Raw genomic sequence first — 11,118 nt, forward strand, 5'->3', positions numbered from 1 at the left:
TTTGAGGTGATCAAATATCGTTGAACTAAATGGAATCTTGCCAGCAGTCAGAGAAATGAAGGATTTTGAGAAATTGTTATCCAGTGATCACGAATGGATTATATTTTTGGAATCAAGACTTTCACAAATTAAAAACCTTGTTAGATATGCCAAGCGAAGTAAGAAAAAGGTATTGATTCACGCTGACCTTATTCAAGGATTAAAAACCGATGACTACGGAATTGAGTTTGTTTTTCGGGAAATCAAACCAGATGGCATTATCTCGACTCGGGGTAATGTCATTTCCCTGGCAAAGCAACATCATTTGTTAGCAGTTCAGCGAATGTTCGCTGTCGATTCCCATGCACTGGACAATACCATCCAGATTATCAATCGTGTGCAGCCGCACTATATTGAAATTATGCCAGGAATCGTACCAAACTTAATTACTGAGGTTTCGGAGCGGACTGGTACTCCGGTCATTGCCGGCGGACTGATTCGAACGGGTGAGGAAGTGCAAAACGCCTATGCTGCCGGGGCAAAAGCGATTTCCACTTCAGAAAATGAATTGTGGGATCTCTAAAAATAAAGTTGCCTGATTGGTTTTAACAGATTCCTTTTGAGGAGCACATCATATCTTTGACATCCTAAAATGGCGGAAAATATCATATTGCCTTTAATAAACTCGTTATATGTTAGCTTATTGAGGTTTCAGCTAATTCGACAATATGAATAACAGATTGGGAACAAAAATTCTCACTCTGTTATTTTTTATGTTAAACTATTCGTCATTTGCAAATCATTACCTTCTGCTTTTTTATCAAACAAGACAGGTCATCTCCCGGCCGATTCCCATTATTTCCTTTCCCATCAACCGAGAGAGGTCATCTACGGTCGATTTTATAAAGTTTTTGGCATTTTCTTGATGCTATTATGCCAGGTGCTAATAACTTCAACGATTCAAATGACCTTCTGCAAATGATTGGGCATGGATTGGGGGTTTACATAAGGTTTAACGTTGAATTTGGAGAAGAGGAACGCAGGAAAAAGATTAGGCAGTTCTGGTTAAGGTTGATATAATGTTAGTAATATCTGTAAAGGGGTGCGCGTTACGATGAAATCGAAATTCACATTGACAAAGGAACAAAAAGAGGAACTAACTGGTTTAATAAAGGGCTATTTTAGCAAAGAGCGTGACGAAGAAATAGGCGATTTAGCTGCTATGTTATTACTGGAATTTTTCATGGATGAACTTGCACCTATTTTTTACAACATGGCTGTAGAGGATTGCCATGCTTTTATGAGCGGAAAGCTGGATGATTTATTTGAAATTCAGAAGTAGGAGGAAGAATCATGCCAATGGATGGGAGATATCGTAAAAACATTTATCCCGGATTAGCAGTTTCTATTATTTTGAAAAAAGATCAGCGGACCGGGAAGACAACCGATGGTATCGTTAAAGATATATTGACAAAATCGGCTTACCATCCTCATGGAATCAAGGTACGATTAGCGGATGGACAGGTTGGACGTGTAGTGTAGGAGATGCTCGGTGAATAAGTTGATAAAATGGCTGATACTGGCAAGTTTTCAAGAAGAAGTGTGGATTTGATTCTCTAAAATGATGCAACCTAATTGTACTACAAGTATATGGTAAAGGCGGGTAGTTAGCATGAATATAGCCAATATCATGACAATTATTGGGTTTGTTACGGTTGTACTCGTGTTATTGGTGTTGAGCATAATTTGGATCTATGTGTTCTTCGTTGACCGGACCCAAAAGCAGCATCCGGTGTTAAGAAATTATCCTGTTATTGGGCGGGCACGATACTTTTTTGAAAAGATTGGGCCGGAACTACGTCAATATTTTTTTAATAACGATAACGAGGGAAAACCTTTTTCACGCCGGGATTATCAACATATTGTTAAAACAGCTAAATATAAACGGGACGTCGTTGGTTTTGGTTCACAGCGAGATTTTGATGCAGCCGGTTTTTTTGTGCGAAATTCGATGTTTCCCAAACTAACAGAAGAAGTAAACATAGATCGGAAAACAAAAGTGACTACTCAACGGTACTTGCTGTTGAAAGATCCACTATTTACGGAAAGAAAAGAAAAACTGGAGGATAACGAATCACTAGCATACTTGCTTCCGGAAGAAGACGCAATTGTCATTGGGGAGAATACCCGTCATCCATTTGTTGTTAGAGGTCAAATTGGTATGTCAGCAATGAGTTACGGCGCTCTTGGTCCCAAGGCGATTACAGCATTATCAGAAGGGTTGGGGATTGCTAAGGGTACCTGGATGAATACGGGAGAAGGTGGTCTATCCGATTACCACTTAAAGGGCGACGTCGATATTATAATGCAAATTGGACCCGGTTTGTTTGGAGTAAGGGAAAAGGATGGCAGCTTTGACTGGAATGAGTTACTGGAAAAAAGCAAGATTCCACAAATCAAAGCATTTGAATTAAAGCTTGCTCAAGGTGCTAAAGCACGCGGAGGGCACATTGACGGGGAAAAGGTCACTGAAGAGATTGCCCGGATCCGTCGTGTCGAGCCTTACAAATCTGTGGACAGTCCAAACCGGTTTACCGAATACAGTGATATTCCCTCTTTGTTTGAGTTTATCGAACGGATTCGGGAACATACTGGGAAACCTGTTGGCATGAAAATCGTAATCGGCAGCCCGGATGAAGCGGATGAATTAGCCAAACAGATCAAAGAGTTAGGAAAAAATCCTGACTTTATTACTGTTGATGGTGGAGAGGGCGGTACAGGGGCATCATATCAAGAACTTGCTGACAGTGTTGGACTTCCAATTAAAGCTGCACTTCCACTTGTAAATGACGCATTGGAAAAACATCGGGTTCGCAACCGGGTGAAAATCATTGCCTCGGGTAAATTATTTTCGCCAGACCGGGTAGCGATTGCTCTGGGAATGGGAGCAGATATGGTTAATATAGCGCGTGGTTTTATGATTACCGTTGGATGTATTCAAACCTTGAAATGTCAATCCAATGTTTGCCCGGTTGGTGTCGCCACGACAGACCCGGAACTGCAAAAGGCGCTTGTCATTGATGAAAAGAAATGGCGGACCGCAAATTACGTCATCACCTTACGAAGAGGGCTATTCCGGATTGCCGCAGCAGCTGGCCTTAATTCCCCACGAAAATTTTCCCGAGAACATATTGTTTATAAGGATGAAAAAGGCAAAATTCAGCCATGGTAAATGATGCAAAAAAGAGTGCGTTCCGGAAAACGTACTCTTTTTGTCAACATATATTGCATACCTGCTCGAAAACGCCCGTGAGCTGCTCGGGAAGTGCGCAGCGCATACTCGCTCGAAAAATCTCTATAGTCGCTCACGAAAGGAACTTCCGCTCGAGTGAGATGAAAAACCAATCAAGGGGGATCAGGGTCTATCCAGTGAAGCGATCTTGTCTGTTTCTATTTCAAATATGTATTCTCATCCCGTTGTTCAACCTTTCCTTCTTTCATAAGTTTACCTAAAGCACGTTTAAATGCAGCTTTACTAATTTGGAAGGTTCCCCTAATATCTTCCGGATCGCTTTTGTCGCTAAACGGAATGACACCATTATGCTCCTGTAAATGCTGTAAAATTTGATCGGCATCTTCGCTCATACTTTCCCCTTTAAGTGGTCTTAGCGAAACGTTTAAAGTTCCGTCATTTTTTACTTCAATAACGCGACCTGTCACCCATTCGCCAAGCCGAGGTTCTTGCTTTCGTTCGGTATGATGGATGAATCCACGGTAGTCATCCTCTGTAATGATCGCTGCCCCTTCTTTATTGGTTCGATATACTCTGCCACTAATCGATTTGTTCAGCAGTTCTTCCGGTGCCCATTCCCATTGTTTGGATAAAATAGCCTCTGTCGCCGGAATTGCCAGTAAACGGCCTTTTTGATCTTTTCCCAAGGTAACATAAAGCATGTCACCGGGCTCTGGCCAAACGTCTACAAATAATGGCAAATCATCCTTTGAAACGAGTATCTCTTTGGCTATTCCGATATTGACAAACACACCTAAACTGGGCATGACTTCAACCACTTCCGCCCAATCATAGACGTCCATTTGAATGGAGGGCAACCGGGTAGTAGCAATGGTTTGTCCCTTTTTATTCTGGTATAAAAAGACGTCAACTGTATGTTCGGGTTCTAGTTCATATTCTGTTTCATTATGGTGCAAAAGTGCTTCATTTCTATCTTTTGTTAAAACATAACCGGTATCAATTTTTCGTGCTACAGTCATCGGCTGAACTTTGCCGATTGGTAATGTATTCATAATCGTAAGTCCCTACTTTCATATATATGCGTTCAAAAAGGAGGATAAAAAAGACCGACTTTTAGTGAAGATCCCTATCAAGTGTCCTTTTTACCGGAGTTTTTGAACATCATCCATGTATTGGAAAAGGGGCACCTCATGATTAAGGTACCCCTTTGATTGCTAAAGTAACACATAAGATTTACGTTTTTAGTGCCCGAAATGTTTCGGGTGGGAATTCTTGATTTTACTGGACGTTCAAAAGTTTAACAACGTCCTGCTTTATATTCCTGATTAATGTCGTGAGAAATCTTAGGTTTGACCAAGAATTCACTCATGCCGCGGGTTTTGTCCATTGGGTGTTTTCTAACTTAAGCAATGTCAGCCCTACCTGCTCTGACATCCTTGCGACCCCGTAGTCGCGCCAGTGTGAATAAGTATCTTCAAAAACATTCCGTGAATGCCAGAATACTTATTGTTACTTCATAGATGTACAATCATCACATATTTACTTGCAATTGTCAAGAGTTACGAAAAATTATTCTGGCATTACCAACAAAACCGAGGTTGTTTTGAACACTTCTTTTAATTTCCCACCTGGAGTTATCTTCCCCAAGACTGGTATAATTAAACAAAAAGGAGCGATGAACGTGTGTAAAGTACATGGAGCGATTGATTCGGAAACGAGATGTCAACACTATCATGGAGAAAATGATCGAATTGCCATTAAGTTTTATTGTTGCGGAGAGTATTTTTCTTGCTATCAGTGCCATGCGGAGAAAGGTTGCGGGAAAACAAAGGTGTGGCCACAATCAGAATTTAATCAACGAGCCATACTGTGCGGTGCGTGTGGTACGAAACTTTCCATTCAAGATTATTTAAATTGTGGTGCAATCTGCCCCGAATGCGGTGCAAACTTCAATCCCGGATGTTCGCTGCATCAGCATTTATACTTTGATGTGTAAACTATCGATCCAATAGCGGAATTTCAACCAAAATGGTAATCGACTCGATATCGATCACATGTCAACTTTACAAGTGAATTCATAGTTATTTAGGCAAATTTACAATAGGACAAAGCGAAACACTTGAAAAAAGCCGATCACATAGTATTAAATTGACTATGGAAACTTATTTTCCAAGGTAGGGAGGGAAAAATAGTGGCATTTGTAATATTGGAACCTTGTATAAACGAAAAATCAGCGGAATGTGTGAGCGTTTGTCCTGTTGATTGTATAGAGGAAGGACCGGATCAGTTTTATATTGACCCGGATGTTTGTATCGATTGCGCAGCTTGCAAGGCAGTTTGCCCGGTTGATGCAATTGAGGAGGAGTATGATCTCACATCAAAGCAAGAGTATTATTTGGAGAAGGCAGAAAACTTTTTCCGAGATCGATAAACGATAAAGCTTGCTGTCGATGATCAACAACATATAATGTTCATCATTTTGTATGGCGTTTCATGGTTTGCTTTTTTTCAAAGGGTGGATATTTGTATACACCGAAGAAAGGATAGAAATATGATTCGAACCATTTTAATAATTATTGGTGCAATTGTGGTGATTGGCTGGATCATTTCCATTTTATAAAATTTGTAATGCCGGCCAAGGTTTGATCCTTGTCCGGCGGTAAGTTTCAGGTAGAACCATACATGTTTTAAACCGTGGATTTCTCACAACATGTTGTAAATTCCGAGTGAAATAAGCAAAAAAGGTGGAAGCAGTATTAACTTTTTGATCCATCGGTTGTTGGAGAGGAACATACCGACATGAGTTCCGCAAAATACCAATAGCCCACTCATAAATGCTATCAAACTTGCCGTTAATATTGGAGAATAGCCCACCATTGCCGCACTTAAGCCAGCGCCAAAGGCATCAAGAGCCAGAGCAAAACCAAGCAAAAAGGCCTCCTTGTTGGAAATTATTCCAGATTGATCCAAATCCGCCTGTTGTGGTTCTTTCAGCACGGATTTAAACTGGGAGAACTGTGATTTCTTGACTTCTATTTGACCATCTGGTTTTGATCTGGTTACATTCCACAAACAAAACAATCCGATCAAAACCAATATTACCCCGCCAATGATTTTGGCCGCTTTCTCCGAGATAAAAGTCGTTAATACACTCCCGATTGTCATCGCAGTCAGTACAATAATTCCTGAGCAAAGCATAATAATCAATAAAGCGGTAACCGGAATTCGTATGCGGCGCATGCCATAAGCGATGCCAACACCAAAACCATCCAAACTGACGGCCATAACCAAGAAGAATAGCCCTGTATAAAACAGCATAGTTAATCAAATCCTTTAGTATTACGTTCTAAAATATTGTATGGCAAACCGCTGTTGTTGTGATGCTTGACAGGTGTTGATTTTTAGATTACCTACCATATCTCTTTAACACTTTAAAAATTGGTATGTTAAAGCGTATTATAAATATAAAAAATGTTTTATGGAATGAGAAAAGATGGCGATTATGCTTTGCTCTCGAGAGTAGATACTGTTGTTAACAAATAATTAGTAGAAATATAAAGCATTGTAAATCCCGTGGGGAAAAGGTGCAATCAATATTATGAACATCCCATTGTTACAAAAAGTTTCCTCCCTTGTATATCAGATATGAATTTCGTTAGTATCAGTAATGATCAGAGAAGAAAAGACGTTGTGAAAGAAAATAATCCGTATTAGGGAGAAAACATTATCCTGAATTATTCATACTTCTAACCAAAAAGATAAATGAAGCTTAGCCCTGGGTTATTTTCGTAAAATAAGATGGAACCTTTCCAGAAATGGTTTGCTTAAACTAGAGATCCTTGAAAATCTCTAGTTTTTGGACATACGACTCCCTTGGTCTTACGATGGTTTTTTAAATGTGCTTAGAGAACAGCGGTATGGCCTCACTCTAATTGTAATCTTTGAATTCGCTGTAATACTTTCCAGAAAAACGATTGATACACAAAGCTGGAGGCTAATTTAAAGTAAAGAGATCGTCCTGACTTTACCAATTTACTGGCGACTTTAATGATTCTAGTTCGTATCGTTTGGATCCGCATGTTTTTCTGTTCTTCAGGAAAACAAAGCGTACGCATCCAATTCGTAAGGTTATAAGCTAACAAACTAAGCATCATTCTAACCTCATTGCATTCAAATTTATGGCTGCTCATGCGATCCAGGTTAAACCCATTTTTGGATTCCTTGATATAATTCTCCATCGTTCCTCTTTTCTGGTAGGAATGAACAATATCTTTAGGAGAGAAGACATCAGTCAGGTTCGTTACAAAGAAAGCGTGCGTGAAAAACAATTCACCGGCCGGACGAACGGATTGGATGATCACTTTTCTTGGCTTGGACCATGATTTTGCCTGATACTCGGCTTCTTCATAATAGATTTCCGATTTTGTCACATCGGTTGGAACAGTGGAAGGGTGCAGCTCATCGGCAAGTCGCTGCAAATTAGGATTGGATTTCAAACGAATCACATAATAAACCGATTCATCCTCGCACAGTTCATATAGGCCCGGGACGGCGAAGCCACTGTCACCGCGCAGAAACGGGATGGTTTCAGGAAACTGCTCATTGTAATGGTTGATAACAGGCTCGATAAAATCCACCACGCCATTGGAAGTATAGACATTGCCTGGGCGTAGTTTTGCTTTCAAAAAATCGCCGGTGATACCGTCAAAAGCAACTAAAGGATGAAATCCAATGGTTCCATAATGCGTATTGAATGTTGCATCCTCCTGATCGCCATATGTATCTGCATGAGTGGAATCCAAATCCAGAATAATCGACTTGGCATTTCTATATTGATGCACCTTGTCTAAAAGTTCCTGGTTTGCCTGGTTTAATTGTTCCATCGATTCATCATCAAATCGCGGGAAAAGCCGGGATAAACTTGGTTGGGAAGCTAAAGCATCTGTTCCTACAACCTGCGTAAAGACAGGATCATTCGTTAATTGATCAGCTGCGTCATCTTCGGCATATCCAGCAATGATTTGATACATCTTTTGGCGAAGTAACTGTTCATTGGAGTGAACATAGTAACGTCGATCATCTTTAAGCTTTAAATGCTTTGTCAGCGTTGAGAAGAAGCCAATCTTTTCATCGAACTCTCGGAATAAGAGTTCACCTGTATCGGATGAAAGTGCACCACCATCGTTAGATAATTTGATTTGGCGATTGAAATCTAGCGGTATTTGCGGTAAAGTAGCCAATATAAGAACCCCTTTCTGTTGGTTTTTGTTGGTACTTTAACTGTAACAGAAAATGGGTTCTTTTTTCATTTATTAGATGAATAAATGTTTTGGCTAAACCGACTGTCAGATAAGCATTTAAACTGTATTATAGAATTTCAGTGAATAATTCAGGATTATATGTATTATGGAAAATTTTCAGGGATTAAATGTTCTGGTCATTAATATTGGGCTATACGGGATGAATGCCGATAGCAAATTAGAAAGATGAATTATTCGTGTTAAATTGTGCCGGATATTCATCCTATGATTGAGAAGGTATTGAATGAAGAATAGACGTAATACGAAAATGTCAATTAGCTGGACAAAAATTCAGGCAGTTTGAATTTGTGGGGGAGGCTATTGGATCGTTCAATGAAACTATTGCACATACAGCTGGGATGAATTAATTGGCTCTTCGCTATCTAATGTTGAAATAGCAAATTAGTAGGGCTGTATTTATGCCGTTAATTTGGGGCACCTCATGTTGGATCTGCCACTGACCGTAATATGATCAAAGCTAAACCGGACAAGGGAATGGGTTCAGTTGCCGGCTCAACATTCTCCACCTATAACTTAAATATTTGACCTCACGTCCGATTCTGGAAAATTAACGGCATTCAACACTATATAGCGAGGAACCAATTAATTTAGATTTGTCTCGGAATCCTTTGGCATCTCTGTCTTTTAAGCTGATTTTTAAGAAGAAACTGTATACACCAATAACCTGAATTACTAATTGGAGTTTAATGCATCTTAATTCCTTACTACTACTTGAGTATAACCTGTTATCAAATAATTCATATCACTTGCAAAACTTTACATTGAATGCTTTAATTAATATAAACCGGTTCACAACTTAAAAGGGAGGTGTAACTAGTGGAAAATTATAATCAAGATCAGGAAGAAAAAAATACATTAAAGCCTGAATTATCTGTTCAACTTTCTTGTCATCATGCATTGGTTCATAACCCATTTGTTTGGGAAGATGATGAAGATGAAAAATCTGAATAACAACTAGGTTATTTCGATTTTGGATTATGGTTACCTAATTTCTTAAATAAAGACCTCAACTTTCGCAGCACAAATTAGGCAGGTACACCTTGATATAGTTAGGCAGACCTGCAGCCCAATGCTGTAGTTGACTTTTGATTAGTTTTTTAAATTTACTATTTGTCTTTTTTAGGGCATCTTCAAGAAGCTCGATTAATTGCTGTAGTGCCACAGCCCAATCAAGTTCCTTTACCTCATCACAGAGTTCATAAAACATACCGCCGAGTGTACGGTCGTCTGTACTGCATCGATTTTGCCAGGACAATAGGATATACCTTGTGAATACAATCGTTGTATGGGCGATAAGAGAGTCATATGATCTACCTTGAAACTCTTTTTGAAGTTTCAAAAGGGACTTCGTTGCCTTAAAGAAAACTTCAATATCCCACCGCATGCCATAAATGCGGATAATTTCTTGTTCGGTTAATGTACAATCTGTGCTCAAGATTGCCAGCCATTCGCTCTTCTTATTTCGATTGCGAATAAATACAATTTTCACATCCACCCCATTCTTCATTGTGGTATGAATGGAACGCAAAATGTTTTTATGATGTGCTGTAGGTTTAGCTAACCGATACAACTGTTTCAAACCAACCCAGTTGTCATTAACCAGGTATCTTTGGTTGGTATCTTTAACCATGCCAATAACGTCAACACCTTGTTCTACAATGGATCCTATAAGTGGCTGCTGTGTGAACCATGAATCCATTAAAACGTAGGATGCGTCAATACCTTTGGAGAATGCACGTTTGATCATTCCCGGTAATTGTTCTGGAGCTTTTTGTAAAGCTTCTTGTCGTCTTTTATAACCAGACGTACGCTTATCGATGCTTTCATTTATGCCGTTGATTACAGCCTTTTGAGAGCTCAACAACGAGAAATCAATTGGCATAAAAGTGGCGCCATCAGACCAACCAAGCGTGAGCATACGAAACCCTTTATAATAACGCATTTTTTGGGAAGCGTGATCAAAACAGCGGGCAAGTAACTCTACTTTTTTACTACGGTTCCGTTCATAAGATGAATCATCAACAATTAGTACTCTCGGACGGTCATTTTTAGTTAATGTGCTAACTTTACTAATAGTGGCTGCACTTAATGAAAGCAAAAAGCGTCGCCAATTGTATCTTGGGTTGTTTAGGAAACGGTATATCGCATTCTTTTCAGGTAGACTATCCGATTTCTTGCTTTGCAAAAGTCTGAACCAGTTTTTACCTTCGAAGATCAGACAGAAAATGAGTTTGAAAATATAAGCACAAGTGAAACCAAGGTTTTTATTGATCCCTGCGTCCCTTAGGTGTTTTAGAATATTTAATTCGTCAAATGCAGATTTTAATTCTTTTGGCAGTTGATTTTCTTTGTCATTATTCGCTATCATAGTAGTAGGCACCTCGCTCATGGTAGTTTTTTCTAGTCAATTAAACTATACCAAAAGTGGAGGTGTTTTTCTTTTATAACGATTGAATGTCAAGAACTATATTTGATTTATCACACGCTACGTCGCGGCTTAGTTAAATTAACTTTTTACTCCGCGAAAGTTGAGTAAAGACGAGGCCTCGTCAAATATACAAGGTG

The 11,118-nt window shown here is 39.4% G+C and carries 11 protein-coding genes; 7 read left to right on the forward strand and 4 right to left on the reverse strand.

Annotated elements, in window-relative coordinates; genetic code table 11:
* Window positions 1–16: 16 nt before the first annotated feature.
* From O2S85_RS05750 to O2S85_RS05765, 4 genes are all read left to right on the forward strand, one after another.
* Window positions 17–562, forward strand: coding sequence for a glycerol-3-phosphate responsive antiterminator (locus O2S85_RS05750; RefSeq protein ID WP_269412487.1), 546 nt, complete (start codon window positions 17–19; stop codon window positions 560–562).
* A gap of 531 nt (window positions 563–1,093) precedes the next feature.
* The gene (locus O2S85_RS05755; protein WP_269411740.1) at window positions 1,094–1,321 is read left to right on the forward strand and encodes a DUF2164 domain-containing protein; all 228 of its coding nucleotides are present in this window, start codon (window positions 1,094–1,096) and stop codon (window positions 1,319–1,321) included.
* A gap of 17 nt (window positions 1,322–1,338) precedes the next feature.
* On the forward strand, window positions 1,339–1,521 hold the full coding sequence (locus O2S85_RS05760) for a YwbE family protein (protein WP_269412488.1): 183 nt from the start codon (window positions 1,339–1,341) through the stop codon (window positions 1,519–1,521).
* Window positions 1,522–1,651: 130 nt separating this feature from the next.
* A complete protein-coding gene (locus O2S85_RS05765) occupies window positions 1,652–3,211 on the forward strand; it encodes an FMN-binding glutamate synthase family protein (RefSeq protein WP_269411741.1) in 1,560 nt (519 codons plus the stop codon).
* Between the two features lie 218 nt (window positions 3,212–3,429).
* Here the strand turns inward: O2S85_RS05765 and O2S85_RS05770 are convergent, their stop codons facing one another.
* Window positions 3,430–4,284, reverse strand: a complete 855-nt coding sequence (locus O2S85_RS05770) for a CvfB family protein (RefSeq protein WP_269411742.1) — start codon at window positions 4,282–4,284, stop codon at window positions 3,430–3,432.
* Window positions 4,285–4,907: 623 nt separating this feature from the next.
* Between O2S85_RS05770 and O2S85_RS05775 the strand changes: the two genes are divergently transcribed.
* Both O2S85_RS05775 and O2S85_RS05780 read left to right on the forward strand, forming a co-directional pair.
* Window positions 4,908–5,228: a CHY zinc finger protein gene (locus O2S85_RS05775; RefSeq protein WP_269412489.1), complete on the forward strand. Its 321-nt coding sequence runs from the start codon at window positions 4,908–4,910 to the stop codon at window positions 5,226–5,228.
* A gap of 195 nt (window positions 5,229–5,423) precedes the next feature.
* Window positions 5,424–5,663: a ferredoxin family protein gene (locus O2S85_RS05780; RefSeq protein ID WP_269411743.1), complete on the forward strand. Its 240-nt coding sequence runs from the start codon at window positions 5,424–5,426 to the stop codon at window positions 5,661–5,663.
* A 272-nt stretch (window positions 5,664–5,935) separates the two neighbouring features.
* On the opposite strand, the gene ytaF is transcribed toward O2S85_RS05780, so the two are convergent.
* Together ytaF and O2S85_RS05790 are read right to left on the reverse strand one after the other, a co-directional pair.
* The gene (gene ytaF, locus O2S85_RS05785; protein WP_269411744.1) at window positions 5,936–6,550 is read right to left on the reverse strand and encodes a sporulation membrane protein YtaF; all 615 of its coding nucleotides are present in this window, start codon (window positions 6,548–6,550) and stop codon (window positions 5,936–5,938) included.
* Between the two features lie 605 nt (window positions 6,551–7,155).
* Window positions 7,156–8,472: an IS1380 family transposase gene (locus O2S85_RS05790; protein ID WP_269410923.1), complete on the reverse strand. Its 1,317-nt coding sequence runs from the start codon at window positions 8,470–8,472 to the stop codon at window positions 7,156–7,158.
* A gap of 897 nt (window positions 8,473–9,369) precedes the next feature.
* Between O2S85_RS05790 and O2S85_RS05795 the strand changes: the two genes are divergently transcribed.
* Window positions 9,370–9,504, forward strand: coding sequence for a hypothetical protein (locus tag O2S85_RS05795; protein ID WP_269411745.1), 135 nt, complete (start codon window positions 9,370–9,372; stop codon window positions 9,502–9,504).
* Between the two features lie 55 nt (window positions 9,505–9,559).
* On the opposite strand, the gene O2S85_RS05800 is transcribed toward O2S85_RS05795, so the two are convergent.
* Window positions 9,560–10,921, reverse strand: coding sequence for an IS4 family transposase (locus tag O2S85_RS05800; protein ID WP_269409153.1), 1,362 nt, complete (start codon window positions 10,919–10,921; stop codon window positions 9,560–9,562).
* Window positions 10,922–11,118: the final 197 nt, after the last annotated feature.

Origin of the sequence: Lentibacillus daqui (genome assembly GCF_027186265.1) — a bacterium.
In the GTDB taxonomy this organism is placed as follows: Bacteria; Bacillota; Bacilli; order Bacillales; family Amphibacillaceae; genus Lentibacillus_C; species Lentibacillus_C daqui.

Excerpts from the sequence above, each read along its gene's own strand:
- O2S85_RS05770 (WP_269411742.1), bottom strand. The coding sequence starts at position 4,284 with ATGAATACATTACCAATCGGCAAAGTTCAGCCGATGACTGTAGCACGA.
- O2S85_RS05755 (WP_269411740.1), top strand. The coding sequence starts at position 1,094 with ATGAAATCGAAATTCACATTGACAAAGGAACAAAAAGAGGAACTAACT.
- O2S85_RS05760 (WP_269412488.1), top strand. The coding sequence starts at position 1,339 with ATGGATGGGAGATATCGTAAAAACATTTATCCCGGATTAGCAGTTTCT.
- ytaF (WP_269411744.1), bottom strand. The coding sequence starts at position 6,550 with ATGCTGTTTTATACAGGGCTATTCTTCTTGGTTATGGCCGTCAGTTTG.
- O2S85_RS05775 (WP_269412489.1), top strand. The coding sequence starts at position 4,908 with ATGAACGTGTGTAAAGTACATGGAGCGATTGATTCGGAAACGAGATGT.
- O2S85_RS05800 (WP_269409153.1), bottom strand. The coding sequence starts at position 10,921 with ATGATAGCGAATAATGACAAAGAAAATCAACTGCCAAAAGAATTAAAA.
- O2S85_RS05765 (WP_269411741.1), top strand. The coding sequence starts at position 1,652 with ATGAATATAGCCAATATCATGACAATTATTGGGTTTGTTACGGTTGTA.